Source organism: Commensalibacter melissae, from assembly GCF_009734185.1.
In the GTDB taxonomy this organism is placed as follows: Bacteria; Pseudomonadota; Alphaproteobacteria; order Acetobacterales; family Acetobacteraceae; genus Commensalibacter; species Commensalibacter melissae.
Window position 1 is genome coordinate 1,728,846 of sequence record NZ_CP046393.1, and the last position, 23,655, is coordinate 1,752,500.

Sequence of the window (23,655 nt, forward strand, 5' to 3'; positions counted from 1 at the left end):
AAATAATCATGAAGGTCATTTTATTATTCAAGCAAGTTTAGCCGTTCATCCCAGCCTGAAAGGACAACACGACGCCCGGAATCAGAATGTAGGGAAAAATCAATATGCAAAGCCCCGTCAGGAACAAAATCCTGCAAACGCTCTGGCCATTCGACCAAGACAACACCCTCCATCGCATCATCCCAATCCAATTCGATTAAATCCTGTTCATTTTCCAACCGCCACAAATCATAGTGATATAAAGAAAATTTTGGGCTTTCATAATGTTGTACCAAGGTAAAAGAGGGACTGGGAACTTCCATTTCAGAATCTTCACAAATAAATCGCAAGAATGACCGAACAAAAGCAGTTTTACCAATACCCAAAGGACCTGATAATAAAATGGCGTCACCTATCTTTATTAAACGGGAAATTTTTACAGCCAAATCATTTGTTGCTTGCAAATTTGGTAAATCATACATTTTTATAATCATGATTACATAAAACTTAACTGGTAATAAAACGATTTAATAATAACTTACAGAAAGTTAACATTTCTAGATTACAGATATGTCTTGATAATAAATATATTCAATAAAATTCATTTTATAACAATTTTTTTTCAAACTATTATTTTATGCTTATTTTAATATGTAAACTCTTTGCAATCATCCTTATAATTCTATTTTTTTCTTATATTAAAGGTCAATATAATGATTGGAACCTCTATCACGACTGATATTGCCATAATTGGTACGGGTCCGGCCGGCTTATTTGCCGCTTTTGAATGCAGTATGCTAAAAATGAAGTCTATCTTGATTGACACACTGGATACAGTGGGAGGACAATGTTCAGCCCTATATCCAGAAAAACCAATTTATGATATTCCCGCTCATCCAAGTATTACCGCACAATCTCTTATTGATTCTCTAGAAAAACAAATTGAACCTTTTGATATTCCACGCCTTTTATCAAACAAGGTTGTAGAAATGGAAGGTCAGAAAGGAAATTTCACTTTAAAAACCGATAAAAACAATATCATTCATGCCAAAGGCATAATCATTGCCATTGGTGCAGGGTCTTTCGGTCCGAATCGTCCACCGTTGGAAAATATAGAAGCTTATGAACAGGCCAAAACCGTTCATTATTACATCCGAAAAAGTGATTCATTTATAGACAAAAATATTGTCATTGCCGGTGGAGGGGATTCAGCGGTTGACTGGGCACTGACCTTAAAAGATAAGGCCAAATCCATCACTTTGATTCATAGAAGAGACCGTTTCCGGGCTTCACCGGAAAGTCTTGCACGTCTTGAAACGGCGATTTCAGAAAAAAAAATCAATAAACTTGTCCCCTACCAGCTTCATAAGCTGCATGGAAAACAAGGCGTTCTAGAATCAGTTGATATTATTTCACTAGACAAACAAATTAGATCTCTTCCAGCCGATCATTTACTGGCCTTTTTTGGCCTGACCACTGATCTTGGCCCTTTACAATCCTGGGATATTGACATTATTCAAGGGAGAATTCCGGTAACTCCATCGACCTGTGAAACAAGTCTGGAAGGAACATTTGCCATCGGAGATATCGCTTTTTATCCAGGAAAATTAAAACTTATATTACAAGGATTCAGCGAGGCCTCTATGGCTGCTTATGCGTTATATAATATTGTTAATCCAGAAACACCACTGCATTTTGAACACTCAACAACACACGGAATTCCAGTAAAACCATAGATCCCAGTTTCCAAGGTCTTTATAATGATGCAACCCTATATTTCCATAAACCCCGATCTTTTTACCAAAAATGCGGGGGCAACTTTATCTATTGATTTAAATGCGATTATAAAAAATTATGATTTGCTCAATAACAAAACAAAAATGGCACGATGTGGGGCTGTCGTCAAGGCAAATGCTTATGGACTGGGAATGTTACCGGTGGCAAGGGCATTACAAAAAACAGAATGCAAGAATTTTTTTGTTGCTTATCTAGATGAAGGAATTGCACTTAGATCAATATTGGGAAATGAATACGCAATCTATGTCCTGAACGGTTTTTATCCATATGATGCCAAAACATTTATCAATTACAATCTGACCCCAGTTCTAAATGACCTGAAACAGGTAAAGTTATGGGTACAAATATGTAAAGATGCCAATTTTAATTATCCTGCTGCCTTGCAATTTGATACAGGCATGTCTCGTTTCGGTATTGACATAAATGATTTAAGAATCATCCAGGATGAATCTATATCACCTTTCATTCCTACCCTGACCATCAGCCATCTAGCCTGTGCCGATGATCTAAATCATTCATTAAATCTTATTCAATTGCAACGGTTTAAGGCTTTTATCCATCACTTTCCTTCCGTACCGGCCAGTTTATCCGCTTCAAGTGGTATTTTTCTAGGTGAAAATTGGCATTTCGATCTAACACGTCCAGGAGCAGCATTATATGGGATCAACCCTGTTCCTGGACACAAGAATCCCATGTATCCTGTTGTGACATTACGAAGTAAAATCTTACAATTAAGGGAAATTCCCAAAGGGGCCACTGTCGGTTATGGTGCAACGTTCACAGCAGACAAAGCGTTAAAACTGGCTATCGTTTCAACGGGCTATGCAGATGGTTTTTTTCGATCGCTCAGCAACAAAATCTGCGTCAAACATATTGATCACCCTGACATTCCCTTGCCCGTAATTGGGCGAATTTCGATGGATTGTTTATGTATCAATATATCACCCCTTGCCAACAAAAAAGTTATGATTGACGATGAAATAGAAATTATTGGCCTCAACTGTCCAATTGAAACAATAGCCAACGCAGCAAATACAATTGGTTACGAAATTCTTACTGCCTTGGGAAACCGTTATCGGCGTATTTACAATTAAATAAAAAAGACAGGGTGGTACAATACAACCCTGTCTTGAACAACTAATTAAACGGAATAATTAGTTAGCAGCTGGAGTTGCTGCGTCTGTTGCTGGAGCTTCAGAAGCTGCTGCTTTTTTAGCATGGTGTGCTTTTTTACCATGATGCGCTTTTTTACCGTGATGCGCTCTTTTACCATGATGAGTAGCTGGAGCTGCTGCGTCTGTTGCTGGAGCTTCAGAAGCTGCTGCTGGAGCAGATGCTGGTGTTTGAGCTGCTGGTGCAACAGCGGCAGGAGCAGGAGATGCTGGTGCAGCTTCTTGAGCGAAAGCTGGAGCTGCAAAACCTAATACAGCTGCTGTTGATAGAGCGAAAGAAAGACGACGAGCTAATAATTTCATTTTATTCCCAATCAAAATTATCAATTAAAATCGTATCGAAAATCTATATCCGATATGTGAAAAAGTTAGCATAACCTGATGGGTTTGTCTTACATTATAATTGCATTATTTTTGCTATTTTTTACAATTATGCCTTAATTTGGTCTTATTTCATTTCTTAAAAGAAAACAGAAAATCAGCAATCCTTGCAATCGTGTTAATTATAAAATGACCTGTTTTAAAATCAAGTTACAAATTGTTACATACAGGATCATATCCTATTATAATCCTGTATAAATTTATGTATAATCAGCTTTCAGCTCTTTGTCTGACGTGACGTTTCCGCTCATGTGGATCAAGATATAATTTGCGAAGACGAATGGCTGACGGTGTAACTTCCACCAATTCATCATCCTCAATATAAGCAATAGCCTGTTCCAATGACATTTTTCTTGCCGGAGTCAATAAAAGTGCCTCATCTTTACCCGCAGCACGCATATTGGTTAATTTTTTTTCTTTGATTGGATTAACATCCAGATCATTTTCACGAGAATGTTCACCAATAATCATTCCGACATAAACCTTGTCAGAAGGTTCTACAAACAAAACCCCTCGATCCTGTAAAGAGAAAAGGGAATATTGAACGGCAACACCATTTTCAGCAGAAATCAACGAACCATTACGACGCCCAGCAATGGGTCCAGCCCAGGGACCATAACCTGAAAAAAGCCGGTTCATGATCCCGGTTCCCCGTGTATCCGTCAAGAACTCGCTATGATATCCAATCAAACCCCGGGAAGGAATTGAGAAAGTCAATCTCACTTTTCCGCCACCAGATGGATTCATATCCTGCATTATACCTTTTCGTAGGGACATTTTTTCAACAACAACCCCAGAATAAGGTTCATCAACATCAATAAGAACCTCTTCATAGGGTTCTTCTTTTTCACTTGTTTCCTCGTTAATACGGGTTAGAACTTTTGGACGGCCAATAGTCAGTTCAAATCCTTCCCGACGCATCGTTTCAATCAAAACACCGAGCTGTAGCTCTCCACGTCCAGCCACTTCAAAAGCATCATTTTCAGCACTATCCGTAACACGAATAGCAACATTACCCTCAACCTCGCGATACAGGCGTTCACGGATTTGACGAGAGGTCACCTTTTTTCCTTCACGTCCACCCAAAGGACCGTCATTAATGCGAAAGGTCATAGATAGGGTTGGAGGATCAATCGGGGTAGCATGTAAGGGGTCCGTTATTTCTGGAGAAGCAATGGTTTCTGAAACCGTTGTATTGGATAAACCTGCCACAGCCACGATATCACCAGCCTGGACCTCCTCAACAGGAACACGTTCCAGGCCTCTGAAGGCTAACAATTTTGTTAGACGGCCTGTCTCAATAATTTTACCATCATGTTGCAAAACACGAACAGGCATATTTACCCTTGCTGTTCCCTGTTCTACCCGTCCGGTTAATATACGTCCAAGGAAATTGTCATATTCAAGGATAGAAGCAACCATTGCAAAAGGCGCATCAAGGTTAACCGTTGGTGCAGGAACATGTTTGACGATAAGATCAAACAACGCACTTAAATCCTCTTTATGGTTTTCAATTGTATAATCAGCCCATCCCTGACGCCCTGACGCATAAAGCATTGGAAAATCCAGCTGCTCATCATTGGCACCCATCGCTGCAAACAGGTCAAAAATTTCATTATGCACTTCATCCGCACGAGAATCTGAACGGTCAACCTTATTCACCACAACAATGGGGCGCAAACCACGATTCAAAGCTTTTCCAACTACGAATTTAGTTTGTGGCAAAGCTCCCTCGGCTGCATCAACCAAGACAACCGCCCCATCAACCATTGATAAGATACGTTCAACCTCCCCCCCAAAATCCGCATGACCTGGGGTGTCAATAATATTAATTCTTACATTATTCCATACAACAGAGGTACATTTAGCAAGAATCGTAATTCCTCGTTCACGTTCCAAATCATTACTATCCATTGCACGTTCAACCACATGCTGATTTTCACGAAAAGTTCCGGACTGTTGTAATAACTGATCAACCAACGTTGTCTTGCCATGGTCAACATGTGCAATGATGGCAATATTTCGGATCTCCATGATGTTTTTCATTCTCCAACAATACAAAATATGTATGTTTCGCATTATCTACAAAACATACATATTATTCTTCTTTTCAATAGTTACGTAAATTAATAACAAAAGTTATTTTTATCAAAAAAGCCAAAAAATTAGAAATTCATGACTTCTTTCAATTCCGGTAATGGTCTGGCACCCACATGGGAAATAACTTCCGCAGCCACAACACTTCCTAGGCGACCACATTCGGCATAAGTCCTGTCAGTAGTCCAGCCAGCCAAAAATCCAGCAACATAAGCATCACCTGCCCCTGTCGTATCCACAACAACCGTTGGAACACTAGCAACCTCTATCCGCTCTGAATTGGCAAGAATAACACTGCCCTTTTCACCACAGGTTATAACAGCGATTTGAATATCCTGCGAAGCATTTTGAATGGCTTTTTCCAAATCTTCCGTTTCGTATAGTGCACAAATTTCAAATTGGTTTGCGAAAACCATATCCACGTGATTTGATACAAAATCCTTAAACTGTACCAGATGTCGCTTTACACAAAAAGGATCGGACAAACTCAACGCGATTTTCCTTCCTGCTTTGTGCGAAATATCTGCAGCCTGATAGAATGCCTTTTGTGCAAGTTCACCATCAAATAAATATCCCTCCAATAAAGTTATTTTGGCATGACTTATGACATCTTCATCAACATCATCTGGTGTAAATTGAGTGCAAGCCCCCAAATAAGTATTCATGGTTCTTTGTCCATCGGGCGTTACAAAAATAATTGACCGAGCTGTATATAGATTTGGATGCAGGGATGATTTTAAAGGGGTCGATGGAAAATAAACACCACCCTGCTGAATATCTTCTGCAAAGCGTTTTCCGACGGTGTCATCCGCAACTTTTCCCAAATAAGCCGTTTTTGCCCCCATCAGGGCCGCAACAAAACAGGTATTTGCCACTGATCCCCCACTCATTTGTTTTTCCGGCTTTATCAGGCTTTTCAAGGCCTTGACCCGTTTTGCATCAATCAAACTCATACTTCCGGGTATCATTTCCTGTTTTTCGAGAAAATCATCATTAACTCGTGTCAATATATCAACAATGGCATTCCCTATTCCTGCAATATCAAATTCAACATCATCCTCTTTCTTCCGACCAAGTAAATTTTTAAAACCACGCATAAAAAACTATTTCCTTTCCATATAATTATAAAAATTATATTCACTAATCTTAAATGATGTTATTTCTTTTTCTTGCCAGCATACTTAAAAAGTAATTAATATATTTAAAACATTTACTAATTTTTCAAAAATCTTCAATCTGTTTTGACTAAATGTCATTTTTCCCTAGCAGGTCTGTTATACTTTGCTTTACAAACTATACAAGAAGCCATTATTAAACAACAAAAATAACCCGTAACCTAACGTTACCCGATTTTACTTTGTTCTTTAAACGAAAGTCTTATCTTACAATGAATAATCTAACCCCTATTCTTGAAAAAAAACTTATTAACCGAAATACGCTTTTAAACAATACAGAACATACATATTCAAATGACGCATCCCTAAATCGCAGGGCTCTTGTCGTTGGTCAGGGTATACACATACAAGGTACGTTTAATGACGTTGAAACACTCATAGTTGAAGGAACGATTGAAACCTCTTCAATCAAGTTGAAAAAACTTGTCATTCAGCAATCTGGAGTTTTCCGTGGAACTGTTGAATCCCAGGATATTGAAATAACCGGTATACTGGAAGGCAATATTACCGCTCAAGGAAATCTTACAGTCACTGCAAGTGGCAAGCTCCTTGGCAAGGCGAAATGCCGACGCCTTAAAGTTGAAGATGGTGGACAAATCACCGGACAGGTTGAAATGATTACCACGGACAAACTGAAACAAACGTCAGCTGTCGATTATAGCAACGATAAAGAGGAAGTGGTGACAGAAGAAGTTAAATCTTCAGCAACTTAGTCGAAATAATAAACAAATATTTATGTAACCATATCTTCTCTCATCAAAATTCAATTTTATGAGAAAAGATAGATTTATTAGGCAACGTTATTCTTACGATCTTTCAATTTTACATAGGCGATCTGAACATGTTCCAAACAGTAGGGTTTACCCGGAACGATCGGCGCCTTGCAAAAATGAAAGTCTTTTTCGCCTGGATCACCTATCGGCCAACAGCATTCTGAATTTGATTTTCGATAAGAAGGCAGCTCTTTTGGTGATATAAATTCAAGCTTTTTAGGTTTTTTAGTCCTAACCTCAAGCTTCTCTTTAACTGATTCGTCTTTGACAGCATTAATCTCTTTTGATTCTATAACAGTCTGTGTAACGGTTTTATTTTTTTTAGACTCATCCTTTTTTGATATAGCATTTTTTTGAGATTTTGTTTCACCCACTTTATCTTTTGTTACACTCGCCTTGCGAATCGGGGAAGGTCTTCCCTCAAGTCCCAATCGATGCGCTTTACCAACAACAGCGTTTTTCGTTACATTAAGCTGTCTGCCAATTTCCGCTGTTGAAAGACCTTGTGCCCATAATTCCCGTAGGCGGGCAACGATTTCATCAGTCCATTCCATACATTTTCACCTTAATTACATCACTTTATAAATAACAAATAATTTTTTAAAAACAAAATTCAAACTTTTACAAATTTTAATGTTTTATCTTGAACGGATATCATGAGTTTCCCTTCACATAGATCAATGGCATCTTTTCCAAAAACCTCATGACGCCAACCTGTAAATATTTCCAAATCTCGATAACCCAAAGCTATTTTTTCAATATCCTTACTACTGGCAACCAGCTTAGGGGCCACTTTATAAATTTCACATTTGGCCAATAACATTACCTTTAACAACGAAACCAGAGCTTCTGATGGTTTTTCTACAGGATTTTTATAGATAAAAGGGGTTGGCAATGATTCAGAATCAATCTCTTTCGTTTTTTTTATAATTTCTAAGACAGATTGACCATCTTGGCCGTTGGCAAAATCTCTATTAATACCTCTTATTTTTTCCAAGGTTTTTACAGTATCGGGTAAAGCCACGGCAATAGCAATAAGACTTTCATCCCTAATGAAATGATGCCTTGGGATATTCACCTTTTGAGCTTTCTCTTCACGCCATTGTATTAAATAAGATAAACAGGCCAATGATCGACCATTACGAATTTTTGCCCCTAATTTTTTACAGATTTTTTCAATAGGAGGTAAATAAAAATCTGGATTGGACAAAAGTTCCATTTCAGAAGCAACCCAACTTAAGCGATTATCCAATCGTAATTTTTCATATAAAATTGGAAAAGCACTCCACAGATAGGTTACATCTGCAACTGCATAATCCTGTTGTGCTTTTGTTAAGGGACGTATTGACCAGTCACTAAACCGATAGGATTTATCAACCTTATGGTTCAGTAACGATTCAATCAATGAATCATAACCGATTTGATTTCCAAACCCTGCAACCATTGCAGCAATCTGCGTATCAAATATCGATACAGGCAAAAAGCCAAATAAATGCAAAAAAATTTCCAAATCCTGCTGAGCGGCGTGAAAAACCTTAACAATCTTTGGTTCAAGCAATAGAGGGGTTAATAAGGATAAATCAATTGTCTTGGAAAGAGCATCAACCAAATAAACCTGATGACTGCCTGCAATTTGAATTAAACATAATTCCGGCCAATAAGTCGATTCTCTTACAAACTCAGTGTCCATTGTTACATAGTTTTCTACCAACAATGAATCAACCATTTGTCTCAGAGAATGACTGTCTGATATTAATTGAGGTACAGGAAATTCCTTAAATGATTTCATAAACAATTAAATTAGTTACACTGAAAATCGTTATAAATAATATGATTTTCAAGGTAATTTAAATTTCCTCCAATTTCCTATTTCTGTGTTTTTACAAGATAACTCTGCATGATTATAAGCACGATTTATAAAATAATTTGACATTAATCTCAAAGTATCAATAGACAAAAAAGATTAATTTAACAAAATTGTATCCATTAACAATTCCAAAACACTCGTTGATAAGAGACCTGATCCAGTACGCTTCCCCTATATTGGCAAATGCTTTTGTTTCAGTCAGATTTTTTATTTTATTTTCCATTTTTGATACGATCAAACCATTTTCAATATAGGAATCATTTCCCTGAACATATAATAAAAAACAATCAAATTCCTGATAGACAAAAATATTATCCAGACTTGCATAACAATCAATTTCAACATCAATATATTTGCAATAGATAACAGAAACGAAAAATGTCTGATTGCATTACTGGATAAATACAGCAACCCTGAAATAAATTAGCAAATTCAAAAAGATAATATTGCTTTATAAAATCATAAGATTGATCAAAATCAAAAAAAAGTAACCACGTAATCGTTATTGCATTTTGTTTATTTTTTGAACAGATTCCCCCATGTTGGCTTGCAAATGATAATCGCGCCAAAAAATATAATCTTTTTTTCCACAGGCAATTTTGATCTGCCTGAACGCCATTCTGATCATCAACTATATTAAAATATTGGGCTTTCAAATATTTTGGCAATTCCGGCATTGGCGTGTAACAATATTTTAAATTTTGCCGCCTGTTTTTCTTCCTCTGTAAACATCTTGTTTTTTCTATCCTATTGTAATACCAACGTCACTAAATCCTGTTTCCGTTTTCATAGAATATGATTAAAGTAAATCCAATATAAACTTAATCGATATTATGAATTCAAAAATGTTATATTCAACCTTACAGTAAAAGGTAAAACAATGAATGATACCAAAGAACTTAAAAACTACCTGACCCAGCTTGGGGCAAATACCTCTTTACCTCAATCTCCATCCGAAGCAAAACTTGAAAAAGTGCCTGCCCCTTATCCTGAATATGATTATACTATTCGTTTTACCGCACCAGAATTCACATCATTATGCCCAATTACCGGACAGCCAGATTTTGCTCATCTTGTAATCGACTATATTCCAGATAAATGGATTGTCGAAAGCAAATCACTAAAATTATATTTGGCAAGTTTTAGAAACCATGGAGCTTTTCATGAAGCTTGTACAGTTGAAATCGCAACCACACTGACAAAATTACTTGACCCAATATGGTTACGAATTGGTGGATATTGGTATCCAAGAGGGGGAATGCCTATAGATGTTTTTTGGCAAACCAGCACACCTCCCGAAAATGTATGGATTCCTTCACAAGATGTTCCTGCCTATCGTGGCAGATAATATCTTTCATTACTAAAGGGTTTGGTTATGTTTATCTGAAACAGCCAAATCAATAATAGCATTGGCTCCCTGCATTCTGTCAATCAACTCACGTTGCTTATCAGTATCATTGGTACCTGAAACCCTATTATACTCTTCCTGCAATTTTGCCAAACGCTTGATCCCTTCCTCTTCAGAAAGTTCATTCAATTTTCTGACTTGTTTGGCAAGAACAGTACAACAACTTTCTTGCATTTCGGCAAACCCGTCTTCAACAAACAGACGATGGATAACCTTATTGTCCTGATAAAGATCAATCACTCCAGCACGAAGAAGAAAAATCATGGGGACATGACCTTCCATTGCGGCAATATCCCCCTCTAAAGCAGGTAAAACAGCCATATCCACTGTCTGAGAAAGAACAACTTTCTCGGGACTAATAATTTCAAGTTTGATTGACATTATTATTTTCCTTTATGGCTTTTAACCGTTTATTTTTCTTCTTGTTTCATTTTTTCGGCTTTTGCAACTGCCTCTTCAATAGTGCCTACCATATAAAAAGCAGCTTCTGGCAAATCATCATGTTTTCCATCGACAATTTCTTTAAAGGAACGAACTGTATCCTTTACTGCCACCAATTTACCTGGCATTCCGGTAAAGATTTCAGCAACATGAAAAGGCTGGGACAGGAAACGTTGAATACGTCGTGCCCGTGCAACAATCTTTTTGTCTTCTTCAGAAAGCTCATCCATACCAAGAATTGCAATAATATCCTGTAAAGATTTATAGTTTTGCAGAATTTCCTGTACCCGTCGCGCAACCTCATAGTGTTCTTCACCAACGATACGAGGATCCAAGGAACGTGAAGTTGAATCCAGAGGATCTACAGCAGGATAAATACCCAATTCAGCAATTGAGCGGTTTAAAACTGTTGTCGCATCCAAGTGAGCAAATGTTGTTGCTGGCGCGGGATCCGTCAAGTCATCCGCAGGCACGTAGATAGCCTGAACAGAAGTGATAGAACCTTTTTGCGTAGAGGTAATGCGTTCTTGCAATGCACCCATTTCAGTTGCCAATGTCGGTTGATACCCCACGGCGGAAGGAATACGACCCAGCAGGGCAGACACTTCAGAACCAGCCTGGGTAAAACGGAAAATATTATCAACAAAGAATAATACGTCCTGTCCAGCTTCATCACGAAAATATTCTGCAACCGTCAGACCGGATAACGCCACACGCGCACGGGCTCCAGGTGGCTCATTCATCTGGCCATAAACAAGAGCAACTTTTGAGCCGTCAGTTTTACCCTCATTAATCTTGATAACACCTGCATCAATCATTTCATGATACAGGTCATTTCCTTCACGGGTTCGTTCACCAACGCCAGCAAAAACTGAAACACCACCGTGACCCATCGCAATATTATTGATCAATTCCTGAATCAAAACGGTTTTACCAACACCGGCACCCCCGAACAGACCAATTTTACCACCCCGTAAATAAGGGCAAAGAAGGTCAACAACCTTGATACCGGTTTGCAGGATTTCAGTTGTTACACCCTGTTCCTCGAATGAAGGAGCCTGGCGATGAATTGGCATCCGCTTGGCAGAATGAACAGGACCCATTTCATCAATCGGTTCACCAATAACATTCAAAATACGACCCAGTGTTTCAGGCCCGACAGGAACGGAAATCTGGCTACCCGTATTAATCACTTCCATTCCACGAACCATACCATCTGTTGAATCCATGGCGATACAGCGCACCTGGTTATCACCGATTTCCTGTGCAACTTCCAATACAAGCGTACGATCCCCGACCTTACATGTTAACGCATTTAAAATATAAGGAAGCTCCCCTGTAAACTGCACATCAACAACAGCACCCTTGATTTCTGTAACTTTTCCCACAGAATTACTTTTAGACGCCTGATTTTCTTGATTCCCCGCTTCTGAATCACCCATTGTTGCATTACTTTCATTAATTGCTGTATCCGACATAATAAGGTCAGCTCCTAGCAGTATAGTATAATTTATAATAACAATCAGGCAGCATTCGCACCCGATATAACTTCAGTAAGTTCATTAGTAATATTGGCCTGACGCGTCCGATTATAATATAAACTCAACTTATCAATAGCCTTTCCGGCATTGCGTGTCGCACTGTCCATTGCAGTCATTCGAGCACCCTGTTCACCAGCATTTGTTTCAAGCATTGCCGCAAAAATCTGAACTCTCAAATTTTCCGGAAGCAAACGATGCAATACATCTTCCGCCTCAGGCTCAAACAGATAATCTGCCTGATCTCGCAATCCTGAACTATTTTTTTGCTCAGCACCGTCTTTACGATCCGTATCCTTTACGGCAAGCTCCAATGGAATAAGCTGCAACTCCATTGGTGTTTGAACCATCACATTTTTAAATTTATTGTAAATGACAGTACAAACATCAAATCGCTGTTTTTCTAATAAAGACTCGATATAGGCAGCGATCTGGTCTGCGGACTGATATTCAACGTTACCCAAACGATAATCGACATGTTCAGGTCCGATGATAAGATTGGGGAACTCACTACGGCAATATACATACGTTTTCAAACCAACAGGAAAAATCTTAACAGTCTTTCCCTGTTCTTGTAGACGTTTGACCATATTGCGTAATGTACGATTTATATTACTGTTAAATCCACCTGCCAAACCCCGATCACTGCTCATTGGAACAATAAGATGAACCTTGTCTTTACCAGTACCTGTTAACAATGCAGGCAAACTAGGACGACCATCCAAAGACTGCTTCAAACTAACCAGAATACGCTGCATCGCCATAGCGAAAGGCTGAGCCTGACGAGAACGTCGCTCAGCACGATGCATTTTGGCTGCCGCAACCATTTTCATAGCACTCGTTATTTTTTTTGTCGATTTGACACTATTTATACGAGCACGCAATTCTTTTAAAGAAGCCATTCACAAAGTTCCCTAAGCCTGTTTGAATTGTGCAACAAAATTTTTCAGGAATGCTGCCAATTTTTCTTCCAATTCCTTAGTGATCTGGCGTGCATCACGAATTCCATTAAGAATTTCGATACCGGTAGAACGCATTGATTCAATATATTGATGCTCAAATTCCTGAATCTTGTTTACTGGAATTTCATCAGTGTAACCACGGGTACCCGCATATAAAACAACGACCTCTTCTTCCATGGTATAGGGAGAATTTTGGGGCTGTTTTAACAATTCTGTTAATCTTGAGCCACGTTCAAGCAACTTACGGGTCGATGCATCAAGATCGGAAGCAAATTGAGAAAACGCTTCCATTTCACGATATTGGGCAAGCTCCAGCTTAATACTGCCGGCAACCTGTTTCATTGCTTTGCTTTGTGCTGCTGACCCAACACGGGAAACTGAAGTCCCCACATTAACCGCAGGACGAATACCGCGATAAAATAATTCGGTTTCCAAGAAAACCTGACCATCTGTAATGGAAATAACGTTGGTAGGAATATATGCAGAAACATCACCAGCCTGTGTTTCAATAACAGGCAAGGCAGTTAATGAACCTGCACCACGTTCATCGGACATTTTTGCAGAACGTTCCAAGAGACGAGAATGCAAATAGAATACATCGCCAGGATAAGCCTCACGTCCAGGAGGACGACGCAATAAAAGGGACATTTGACGATAAGCTACAGCCTGTTTTGACAGATCATCATAACTAATCAATGCATGCATACCATTGTCACGAAAATATTCACCCATTGCCGTGGCGGCATAAGGTGCAATATATTGCATTGGCGCAGCATCTGAAGCGGTTGCGGCCACCACAATGCAGTAATCCATTACACCCTGCTCCTCCAACGTGCGAACAACCTGTGCAACAGTAGAACGTTTTTGACCGATAGCCACATATACACAATAAAGAGTCTGCTTAGGATCCTTTAAAGCATTCATGGTTTTTTGGGCAATCATCGTATCAACCAAGATTGTTGATTTGCCAGTTTGACGGTCACCGATGATTAATTCACGCTGTCCACGCCCGATTGGAACCAGAGCATCAATAGCCTTGATCCCGGTCAACATTGATTCACATACGGATTGACGCGGAATAATTCCGGGAGCCTTAACATCTGCCAAACGACGTTCGACATCTTTTAAGGGCCCCTTTCCATCAATCGGATTTCCCAATCCGTCAACAACACGACCCAACAATCCCTTACCAACAGGCACATCCACAACCCGATTTGTACGAGTAACGTTGTCCCCTTCACGAACTTGACTGTCGTCACCAAAAATAACAACACCAACATGGTCGATTGACAGATTTAAAACCATCCCGGTCAAATTGCTGTTGACAAAAGAAACCAATTCCCCCGCCATAACGTTTTGCAGGCCATAAACCAATGCAATACCGTCACCAACAGACAGAACAATTCCTGTTTCCTCAATGTCAGATTCTTTATCAAAGGACGCAATTTGTTTTTTAAGGATGTCCGAAATTTCTGCGGGACGGATTTCCATCACGCGGCTCCCTTCATAACATTGTATAGGCGATTAAGACGTGATTGAAGACTAGCATCGTAGAGCTTTGACCCAATACGCACGATAATTCCACCTAGTATCTTTGAATCAATACGCTCTTGAATATCTACTTTATTGTAACCTGCTTGGGAAAAACGATCCTTTAATTGGGCACGTTGCATATCCGTTAAAGGAGAAGCTGTAATCACTTCAGCTACAGTAATGCCACGACGAAGATTAACCAAAGCAAAAAATGCCATTAAAAAAGATTTTAAATCAGCAAGCCTTCGATTATTTGCAACCACACCTACAAAATTCTGCAAAATCTGACTGAATCCACAATGATTCATCAACTCAGCCATTATTGCTTTGCTTTGTACAGTATCCAAAGAAGGGTTATTTAAAACATTTCTCAATGTTTCATTTTCAGAAATAATTTTTAACAAACCCTCAGCCTCTGCAATCACCTCATTTAAAGCATGCTGTTCTTCAGCAAATTCATATAACGCGGTAGCATATCGCCCCTTAAGATTATTTGCCGTAAAGGCGGAAGCTGCAAGCGCAGCATGTGTTGCATCGGTATTCACTTCGCTTGTTCTCTCATCGTTTACTAAAATGCAATTGAAACTTTACCCGCTTCATTTTACCTCTTCAGCAAAGGTTTTACAGTCCAAAATGATATTATTAAAAGCCTATATTTTAAAGTAAATCAATAATAAAAACAAAAATATTTTTCAAAAATAAATTTGTCTCAAGTCATACAGAATGATTGTTATACCGACAATCGTTCAAACGATCAATTCGATTTAATATAATTTTTAGTAAAAAATATTTTTATTTAAGGAAAAATAACAATTATTGGATATCAATATTGGTGCGTCGACAAAGATATAAGTAAATCACTTTCTTACCCATTATTGACAGTCTATGCAATGCCAACGAATAAAAGCCTGTCCGATAGACATTATTGTCTCAGCCAGTTTGGGCACAGGGCAGCACGATAAAACTACAGCTGATCTTGACCCGCTCAATCCCGACGGATCGGATAATGCATCCAAATTTGCAGAACATGCGCGTTTCGATAAATACCCCGATAAGCTTTTCATAGGGCCTCGACGGGACAAGAGAAACAAATCGTAATACGAAAACATTCTACCTAAACACTGCCGCAATCTTTAATCGTCACAGGCACTAGGTGGCGATTACTGCTAAAAAAATAGTTATCAGCTTTTACATTAAACCTCTTGTATTTAACACGCCATATTACGGGAATATGAGATAATACTCGAAATATACTCAAATTGCTATTCGGTTTTATCTGCTATCACGATAATCACCATGTCATCATAGCCAGTGTGAACATAATAAGTCCGATAATACAAATCTGGTTTTATTTATAATTAAAGCATTTTCTTGCTATATTATTTTTCATATATTCATACGTTGGCATTAAAAATCCCCGCACAATTAATTAAGCCCGTTAAATTTTTATCTAATGAACTAAATAAAAATGGCAATTACCAAACGGTCAGGATCAAATTTTTCATCATCTGGATAAAACCACATCCTTCTTCACCTATTCATTCGCTTTCATCAAGTTTAACGTTGTTATGAACACCTCACAATAATTCACTATATTCGAGTCAATTGTATATAAATCATGATGCTCAACACTTGATGTGCCAAGGTCATCTCACCACAGATTGAAATCTGCTTTATTACTCTGAAACTTGATTTTACAGACTATTATTAGCACATGTACCAGTATATTTCAGCGAAAAAGGCGCCAACTCACTATTAGGGAATGAACAATTAAATCAGCTGCTGCGTCAGAAAACATCACACGCCAGTCTATCTTACACCTCAATATTAATTAATATGCCATCTCAATTCTTCTTCAGCCGGTATAGACCAATAATTTTGCATATCCATAGCCTTTGCCTTTTATCCGAACTAATCGTCATTAATCCCCGCAGCCGAAAAGAAACTATCGTAAGACGAAATTCAGAAAAGAATTTAGTTATTTATCTAATACGACACCTCAAAAAATGTTATTAGAAATGCGTATGCGCAAAGCGCATCTAATGCTGCAATCAAAGGATCAGGTTCGCAAACCGCCTGGAACGTATGATATTGAACCTCCAAAAAAATTCTAGCATCGTATCCAGCTATTTTCTGACTATGAATAATATTAATTTTTATAGCTCTGATTCCATATCATTATTGCAATATACAATATAATACCAAAAATAAATATGCAGAATGGATTCATTTTCAGTTCAAATTAAACTCATTTGAGCATAAGTTTTTAACGCTGATTTTATTTTGAATGCCCAGATAATGAGCATGACAGTAAAATAGATATAATCAATTATCGTCTCAGTATCACTCACAGCCAGCTTATGTCTATCAACAACCATCCAGAAGCCGGTAACAATTGTCAGTCGCAGAGAAAAATCTTCGAAAATGATTCATTTTACATTTCTCAACCAATTTTAGATGTGAGCATATCATGAGGCGGTTGAACGCAGCTAAATTCAGTGAAATTCTGGAAATTCGAAAGTGGAGCGGGCGAAGGGAATCGAACCCTCCTCGGTAGCTTGGAAGGCTACTGCATTACCACTATGCTACGCCCGCTTGATAATGCTCGATTGAGTCTGAAAAAACTTTTAATGATTTTTCTTCTTAAATCAAGCTTTTTTTATCATTTTTATAAAAAATAATTTTTATTCATTTTTTACTTGACTTTCTGTCCATTCCATTGCTTTTTCTTGTATCAATAGATATGATGGTTCTGATCCATTCATATCAAATTTTTTGCAGGGGTGTAGCTCAATTGGCTAGAGTGCCGGTCTCCAAAACCGGAGGTTGCGGGTTCGAGACCCTCCACCCCTGCCAAATTAAATATGAATGACAAACATTCATTTTGTTTTCAACCCATCCTGATATATTATAATAATTTAACATAGTATTTTAGGATCATTTTATGTAGGGAAGGTATTTCGTGCCGGTCAATCCCACGAAATTTCTAAATGAGGTTCGTGCTGAAGCCAAAAAGGTAACTTGGCCTTCACGTCGTACAACATTAGTCACAACCGCTGCTGTTCTGGCAATGGCTGCGGGTGCTTCTGCATTCTTTTTCATCGTGGACCAGGCTATCGGCTTCGGAATACGGATTTTATTTGGCCTAGGAGGGTAAACCAGTTATGGCAAAACGGTGGTACGTCATTCATGTCTATTCTGGTTTTGAAAAAAAGGTTGTTCAACAGATTAAAGAACAGATTGAACAAAAAGGTTTAACTGACCAAGTGGAAGAAATCCTTGTCCCTTCAGAAGAAGTCATAGAGGTTAAACGTGGCCAGAAAGTCCAAACAGAACGTAAATTCTTCCCCGGTTATGTTCTGGTCAAAATGGAGATGACTGATGAGGCATGGCATTTAATCAAGGATACCCCCAAGGTTACGGGTTTTCTTGGAAACAGAATGCATCCATCCCCAATTTCCAATGCAGAGGCCGAATATATCATTAATCAAGCCAAAGAAGGTGCAAATAGTCCGCGTCCTTCTGTAGACTTTGAGGTTGGCGAGCAAATTCGCGTTTCCGACGGGCCATTCACTTCATTTAATGGTGTTATTGAAGAAATAGATACTGAAAAAGGTCGACTAAAAGTCAGTGTTTCCATTTTTGGACGTTCTACACCTGTTGATCTGGAATATAATCAGGTAGAAAAACTTTAGTCCCTTAAATACTGGATGCAAAACAATATAAAACAGCTTTTCGTTTCCCATTATCATTTTTTTGCATCCTTACCGACTTATCCAAATATTCAAAACCATTTTTACTAAATTCTGATTTTTTTCATAAAACTTAAACAAGATCCATTGAGACAAAATCTCTTTTTTTATAATAGTGATTGATCAATAAGCCTAATAAAACAAATCTTATATCCAAAAAAAATTCTATAATAAGCTTCATTTTCATATTTCTTAATAAATTTCACCCTCTACTCTTGAAGAATAAATAAAGCTCCTATATAAAACAAAAACCACGCCGACATAGCTCAGGGGTAGAGCAACTGATTCGTAATCAGTAGGCCCTCGGTTCAATTCCGAGTGTCGGCACCATAAACTTAATTAAATCATTCTTTAAATATAATTTAACGTGATCCGACTTGACTTAATAATCTGACGTTATAGTAAACAATAATATAAAGCTAAATCTGCTTAAAAACACATCATATATATTTTGTTTTTTAATGTCATAAAACAAAAATTGTTTTATTTAATTCAATAAAGTTATTATAAGTTCTAAAAAATTAATTTTCATCTATGAACAATAAGCAATTCCTGCTTTTTCAGCTTTTTTTTGTAGATCAGGGGCATTTTTCAAATTCAAGGGTTGTAATATATGATTCTTTGTCTTTTGACAAAAATTGGCCGCCATATGAAATGAAGGATGATCAGGGGAAGATAATTCTTTACGTAGGCAGCCAACATCACTTTCCAAGGGTAAACGACCCATTTCTGGATTACAGGCATTAAGCAGTAATCCAGTAAATAAAATTAAAATCGATCTATAGTTTATCACTGTATTCAACCTTGAAATCTTTAATAAGATTTTTGATTATAATGAAAATAGTTATTATCGTTAATTTATTCTTTTTACAGAGACAAGCAATATAGTTTTTTTAAAAAGTTACGTTGGTTTTCAAACCAACAATCGTTGCATCTTTATAGGCCTTCGTCGCAGCAACATGATGAAAATATTCAAATACTGGCATAATCATGATTCCACGATAGGCAGCAAAACCATAATTAGCTTCAAATAAAATTGAATCTCCCTGAACTCCAGGAGCACCATTCAATAAAGCGAAAACTCCATTACCATTTAATGGTGCTCCATGTGCCACTTGAAATTGCTGTGCATGCCGAAGAGTATGAGGAATTGTGTAATATGTAAACATCACCCCAATTTGATCATAGGCTCTGTCTTTCCAAAATCCACGATCCAAAAACCCGAAATTGTAAAAGTCCTTAAATGTTGATGTTGTCGTAGAATCATGCCCATAATTTGCCAAAACAAATAATCCATGATCATCAATTGCATCATGACGATAAATCATTTGATAGGATTGAATCCAAAATTGGGTACGGAAATCTTTTTTATTGTTATTTAAAACTTGTGAAGACCAGGTTTGAAAATGACTGCTATCTATACCTGCACCAATATGAATGCTACCCACTAAATGATGTTTTCCGATATCAGGATTATAACCAAATTCAACAGGAACGAATGCACCAGTTGTTCCCTTGGTTCCCCAATAAAATCCAGTTGCTCCTCCTTGTGGCCAAGGTGTACTTTGATATGCACCCACTTCAAAATAACTATTAGGTGTCATATTAACAAGAATCCTTCCCCCCCAAACTGCACCAGGCCAATCTGAAAATCCCTGTTGAGACTGAGTACTTCTTGGATGGCCACAAGTTGAAAGAATCATAAATTGACATGCCATGGGACTATGGGCAAAATCATCCCCAACACTCATACGACCGACTTTAATATCGACCCGACCATTCCATAATTTTTGTTCACCATAAACATCATAAATATGAAATAAGCGAGAATAGCCTCCTCCATATACTTCTTGGGCCTGAATCTGCGTGTCCCCAACATAATCAGCACTGGCATTACGACCTGAACGATTCATAACAATCATATGAGTTGAAAAGCCCTTTAAGCCCGCGATTTTTTCCCAATCCATATCAACTGAAAATGTTATTTGCTGTGTAAAATCAGCACCGTTTCTCCGTCCACCATGAACCACACCAGCTGTCTCTGTCACCCAGTTTAACCCAAGCTGAATACCATATTTATCAAGATAGTCATTTATCGGTTTAGAAAAAATGCTTTTTGTTGGATCAAGACTGGACGGGTTTACTTCACGTGTATTGAATTTATTCATCTCACCAAGTGCAACATTCCGATTCGTCTCTGGTACTGAACTATCATCAATATTTTGAGGGGGTTTACCATTATTGGAAAGATCAAGCGCCATTGATTTGTTAATTGGCATAAGCAAAATCATTACGTTTAAACCCAATATAATATACTTTTTCAGGAAATTTATAGGACTATAAAAAGCAATTAGACTATCCATAACTTAACCTTTCCTCATAAAGTACATTCAATCAGAGGATATATTTTCTCTAAATTGAAAATTTCAATATTAGTTAATCATTAGATTAATATATTAAAATATAAATTTATTGTTACCTTAGGTAAAAAATGAAAAATTGGTTAAAATCTTTAAATTTGTGTATTTTATAATACACTTCATTTTGAATTATTTACTTAATATAAAAAATGATATTAAATAATTTTTTTTAATTTTTAATAAACAAAATATTTTTGATATAAAAACAAAAAAAATACAGAACTAAATATATTGCTTATATTTTGTTTCCAGTATTAATTATTCTATAAAAAATTTTTTATATTTATTAAGTTATGATATTTATTTTGTTTTTTACGTTATATGAGAGGTGGGCATGCGATATTCACAAGTGGTTTATTCATTTTTTGCATGAGGGGATGGGAGGGGTTTGGCGCTGGATTTCATGTTGGTTTTGCAAGTTTATGTTTGCATCAATTCATGATATTTTCAAGTGATACGCCAGCCTCGGAATAAAGACTGCCCAGTGGCCATGTTGTTTGCCAAGATTGCCATACAGGACGCATTTTTTCACGGTTTCATGGATAAAAGGCTTTTTTTGCTTTCAAAGGCAACAGACCACATGGGTTCATCCACTGGCCCGCGGAAGCAGGATCGGCAACAAGGATGATGCGTCTCAACACGGGATCGACAGGATATTGTCCGTGATGATATAGCGATTTTGAGTGGAAGTTATTGGGAGCGGGGAGAGGATTTGAACCTCTGACCTTCAGGTTATGAGCCTGACGAGCTACCGGGCTGCTCCACCCCGCACTAGTATAACAAGGATGCCTTTTTCTGACGGTATTCAAGGCGTATGGTGATCTGCCAGGACTTATGTCAGGATGACAAGTGGTGACCAGACTTGGAGGCTACGCTCCCTCGCGGTGCATGTTTCAGCGGGAACTGAAAGTTTTTTGTCGAATATTGCAAGGGATTGCATGGGGGTATATTGGAAGACCTGGCGGCGACCGACTTTCCCATGCCTTAAGACATAGTATCATGGGCGCTGGGGTTTTTCACGGCCGAGTTCGGGATGGGATCGGGTGGTTCATACCCCGCCATTGCCACCAGGTCATCCAATATACCCTGCAGGGTTGTATTGGTATGTGATTGGTTGGTTAAGAGCGGATATTTCGGCCTGTTTCATACAGTACCGCATAACATGACCGATATGAGTGTATATGTGTTATATCAAGTAAGTGCAAGGGCTATTAGTATCGGTTAGCTGCATGCATTTCTGCACTTCCACACCCGACCTATTGACGTGATGGTCTATCACGGCCCGTAATGAGACCTGGTTTTGAGGGGGGTTTCTCGCTTAGATGCTTTCAGCGATTATCCTGTCCATACTTAGCTACCCAGCGGTGCTGCTGGCGCAACAACTGGTACACCAGAGGTATGTTCACCCCGGTCCTCTCGTACTAGGGGCAAATCCTCTCAAGTCTCGACATCCACGGCAGATAGGGACCGAACTGTCTCACGACGTTCTAAACCCAGCTCACGTACCACTTTAATCGGCGAACAGCCGAACCCTTGGGACCTGCTCCAGCCCCAGGATGTGATGAGCCGACATCGAGGTGCCAAACCTCCCCGTCGATGTGGACTCTTGGGGGAGATCAGCCTGTTATCCCTAGAGTACCTTTTATCCGTTGAGCGATGGCCCTTCCACGTGGAACCACCGGATCACTATGGCCGACTTTCGTCTCTGCTCGAGCTGTCACTCTCGCAGTCAGGCGGGCTTATGCCATTGCACTCAACAGCCGATGTCCGACCGGCTTGAGCCCACCATCGCGCGCCTCCGTTACTTTTTGGGAGGCGACCGCCCCAGTCAAACTGCCCACCATGCAGGGTCCCAATCCAGGCTAACTGGATCTGGTTAGACATCAAAAAAACTCAGGGTGGTATTTCAAGGATGGCTCCACACAGACTGGCGCCCATGCTTCAAAGCCTCCCACCTATCCTACACAGCGTTTTCCTGATGCCACTACAAAGTTGCAGTAAAGGTTCATAGGGTCTTTCCGTCTGACCGCGGATACCCCGCATCTTCACGGGGAGTTCAATTTCGCTGAGCCGATGCTGGAGACAGCGGGGAAGTCGTTACGCCATTCGTGCAGGTCGGAACTTACCCGACAAGGAATTTCGCTACCTTAGGACCGTTATAGTTACGGCCGCCGTTTACCGGGGCTTCAATTCAGTGCTTGCACACCTCCTCTTAACCTTCCGGCACCGGGCAGGCGTCAGACCCTATACGTCGTCTTTCGACTTTGCAGAGCCCTGTGTTTTTACTAAACAGTCGCTACCCCCTGCTCTGTGCCACCTGATCATGGTTGCCCAAAATCCGGTCTTGCTTCTTCCGAAGT

General features: G+C 38.8%; 20 protein-coding genes, 4 tRNA genes and 2 rRNA genes (1 of these 26 cut by a window edge). 8 read left to right on the forward strand and 18 right to left on the reverse strand.

The window, feature by feature from the left end:
• Positions 1 to 23: 23 nt before the first annotated feature.
• Positions 24 to 461, reverse strand: coding sequence for a tRNA (adenosine(37)-N6)-threonylcarbamoyltransferase complex ATPase subunit type 1 TsaE (tsaE, locus tag GN303_RS07660; protein WP_231504021.1), 438 nt, complete (start codon positions 459 to 461; stop codon positions 24 to 26).
• 231 nt (positions 462 to 692) lie between these two features.
• Between tsaE and GN303_RS07665 the strand changes: the two genes are divergently transcribed.
• A complete protein-coding gene (locus GN303_RS07665; RefSeq protein WP_110438564.1) occupies positions 693 to 1,715 on the forward strand; it encodes an NAD(P)/FAD-dependent oxidoreductase in 1,023 nt (340 codons plus the stop codon).
• A gap of 24 nt (positions 1,716 to 1,739) precedes the next feature.
• Complete coding sequence (gene alr, locus GN303_RS07670) at positions 1,740 to 2,870, forward strand: alanine racemase (protein WP_110438565.1); 1,131 nt, start codon at positions 1,740 to 1,742, stop codon at positions 2,868 to 2,870.
• Between the two features lie 60 nt (positions 2,871 to 2,930).
• Here the strand turns inward: alr and GN303_RS07675 are convergent, their stop codons facing one another.
• From GN303_RS07675 to GN303_RS07685, 3 genes are all read right to left on the reverse strand, one after another.
• On the reverse strand, positions 2,931 to 3,251 hold the full coding sequence (locus GN303_RS07675; RefSeq protein WP_110438566.1) for a hypothetical protein: 321 nt from the start codon (positions 3,249 to 3,251) through the stop codon (positions 2,931 to 2,933).
• 288 nt (positions 3,252 to 3,539) lie between these two features.
• Positions 3,540 to 5,363, reverse strand: a complete 1,824-nt coding sequence (gene typA / locus GN303_RS07680; RefSeq protein WP_110438567.1) for a translational GTPase TypA — start codon at positions 5,361 to 5,363, stop codon at positions 3,540 to 3,542.
• A 131-nt stretch (positions 5,364 to 5,494) separates the two neighbouring features.
• Positions 5,495 to 6,523, reverse strand: a complete 1,029-nt coding sequence (locus tag GN303_RS07685) for an adenosine kinase (protein WP_110438568.1) — start codon at positions 6,521 to 6,523, stop codon at positions 5,495 to 5,497.
• 290 nt (positions 6,524 to 6,813) lie between these two features.
• Here GN303_RS07685 and GN303_RS07690 point away from each other — a divergent pair, with 290 nt between their 5' ends.
• The gene (locus GN303_RS07690) at positions 6,814 to 7,314 is read left to right on the forward strand and encodes a bactofilin family protein (protein ID WP_110438569.1); all 501 of its coding nucleotides are present in this window, start codon (positions 6,814 to 6,816) and stop codon (positions 7,312 to 7,314) included.
• 77 nt (positions 7,315 to 7,391) lie between these two features.
• Here GN303_RS07690 and GN303_RS07695 read toward each other — a convergent pair whose 3' ends face one another.
• On the reverse strand, positions 7,392 to 7,928 hold the full coding sequence (locus tag GN303_RS07695) for a GcrA family cell cycle regulator (RefSeq protein ID WP_110438570.1): 537 nt from the start codon (positions 7,926 to 7,928) through the stop codon (positions 7,392 to 7,394).
• Positions 7,929 to 7,987: 59 nt separating this feature from the next.
• Complete coding sequence (rnd, locus tag GN303_RS07700) at positions 7,988 to 9,163, reverse strand: ribonuclease D (RefSeq protein WP_110438571.1); 1,176 nt, start codon at positions 9,161 to 9,163, stop codon at positions 7,988 to 7,990.
• Between the two features lie 958 nt (positions 9,164 to 10,121).
• Here rnd and queF point away from each other — a divergent pair.
• Positions 10,122 to 10,589 (forward strand): preQ(1) synthase, encoded by a 468-nt coding sequence (gene queF, locus GN303_RS07705; protein ID WP_110438573.1) that lies wholly within the window; start codon positions 10,122 to 10,124, stop codon positions 10,587 to 10,589.
• A 12-nt stretch (positions 10,590 to 10,601) separates the two neighbouring features.
• Here the strand turns inward: queF and atpC are convergent, their stop codons facing one another.
• From atpC to GN303_RS07740, 7 genes are all read right to left on the reverse strand, one after another.
• On the reverse strand, positions 10,602 to 11,030 hold the full coding sequence (gene atpC / locus GN303_RS07710; protein WP_110438574.1) for an ATP synthase F1 subunit epsilon: 429 nt from the start codon (positions 11,028 to 11,030) through the stop codon (positions 10,602 to 10,604).
• Between the two features lie 29 nt (positions 11,031 to 11,059).
• Positions 11,060 to 12,532, reverse strand: a complete 1,473-nt coding sequence (atpD, locus tag GN303_RS07715) for a F0F1 ATP synthase subunit beta (protein ID WP_110438630.1) — start codon at positions 12,530 to 12,532, stop codon at positions 11,060 to 11,062.
• Positions 12,533 to 12,612: 80 nt separating this feature from the next.
• Positions 12,613 to 13,530 carry a F0F1 ATP synthase subunit gamma gene (locus GN303_RS07720; protein ID WP_110438575.1) on the reverse strand — a complete coding sequence of 306 codons (918 nt, stop codon included), beginning with the start codon at positions 13,528 to 13,530 and terminating at the stop codon, positions 12,613 to 12,615.
• 12 nt (positions 13,531 to 13,542) lie between these two features.
• Positions 13,543 to 15,081: a F0F1 ATP synthase subunit alpha gene (gene atpA, locus GN303_RS07725; protein WP_110438576.1), complete on the reverse strand. Its 1,539-nt coding sequence runs from the start codon at positions 15,079 to 15,081 to the stop codon at positions 13,543 to 13,545.
• On the reverse strand, positions 15,081 to 15,668 hold the full coding sequence (atpH, locus tag GN303_RS07730; protein WP_110438577.1) for an ATP synthase F1 subunit delta: 588 nt from the start codon (positions 15,666 to 15,668) through the stop codon (positions 15,081 to 15,083). The genes atpA and atpH overlap by 1 nt, the downstream gene beginning before the upstream one ends.
• A gap of 327 nt (positions 15,669 to 15,995) precedes the next feature.
• On the reverse strand, positions 15,996 to 16,187 hold the full coding sequence (locus tag GN303_RS07735; RefSeq protein ID WP_156188452.1) for a hypothetical protein: 192 nt from the start codon (positions 16,185 to 16,187) through the stop codon (positions 15,996 to 15,998).
• A 1,457-nt stretch (positions 16,188 to 17,644) separates the two neighbouring features.
• A tRNA-Gly gene (locus GN303_RS07740) sits at positions 17,645 to 17,718 on the reverse strand.
• 184 nt (positions 17,719 to 17,902) lie between these two features.
• Between GN303_RS07740 and GN303_RS07745 the strand changes: the two genes are divergently transcribed.
• The 4 genes from GN303_RS07745 (at position 17,903) to GN303_RS07760 (ending at position 19,205) form a co-directional block, all read left to right on the forward strand.
• Positions 17,903 to 17,979: transfer RNA gene (locus GN303_RS07745), tRNA-Trp, on the forward strand.
• A 106-nt stretch (positions 17,980 to 18,085) separates the two neighbouring features.
• Complete coding sequence (gene secE, locus GN303_RS07750) at positions 18,086 to 18,280, forward strand: preprotein translocase subunit SecE (RefSeq protein WP_110438579.1); 195 nt, start codon at positions 18,086 to 18,088, stop codon at positions 18,278 to 18,280.
• Between the two features lie 7 nt (positions 18,281 to 18,287).
• Positions 18,288 to 18,818 carry a transcription termination/antitermination protein NusG gene (gene nusG / locus GN303_RS07755; RefSeq protein ID WP_110438580.1) on the forward strand — a complete coding sequence of 177 codons (531 nt, stop codon included), beginning with the start codon at positions 18,288 to 18,290 and terminating at the stop codon, positions 18,816 to 18,818.
• A 312-nt stretch (positions 18,819 to 19,130) separates the two neighbouring features.
• Positions 19,131 to 19,205 (forward strand) — tRNA-Thr (locus GN303_RS07760).
• A gap of 202 nt (positions 19,206 to 19,407) precedes the next feature.
• Here the strand turns inward: GN303_RS07760 and GN303_RS07765 are convergent.
• From GN303_RS07765 to GN303_RS07785, 5 genes are all read right to left on the reverse strand, one after another.
• Positions 19,408 to 19,668 (reverse strand): hypothetical protein, encoded by a 261-nt coding sequence (locus GN303_RS07765; protein ID WP_110438581.1) that lies wholly within the window; start codon positions 19,666 to 19,668, stop codon positions 19,408 to 19,410.
• 100 nt (positions 19,669 to 19,768) lie between these two features.
• A complete protein-coding gene (locus GN303_RS07770) occupies positions 19,769 to 21,166 on the reverse strand; it encodes a carbohydrate porin (RefSeq protein ID WP_231504022.1) in 1,398 nt (465 codons plus the stop codon).
• Between the two features lie 823 nt (positions 21,167 to 21,989).
• Positions 21,990 to 22,066, reverse strand: a tRNA-Met gene (locus tag GN303_RS07775).
• A 185-nt stretch (positions 22,067 to 22,251) separates the two neighbouring features.
• Positions 22,252 to 22,367: ribosomal RNA gene (gene rrf / locus GN303_RS07780) — 5S ribosomal RNA — on the reverse strand.
• A 120-nt stretch (positions 22,368 to 22,487) separates the two neighbouring features.
• A 23S ribosomal RNA gene (locus GN303_RS07785) occupies positions 22,488 to 23,655 on the reverse strand (it continues 1,572 nt past the right edge of the window).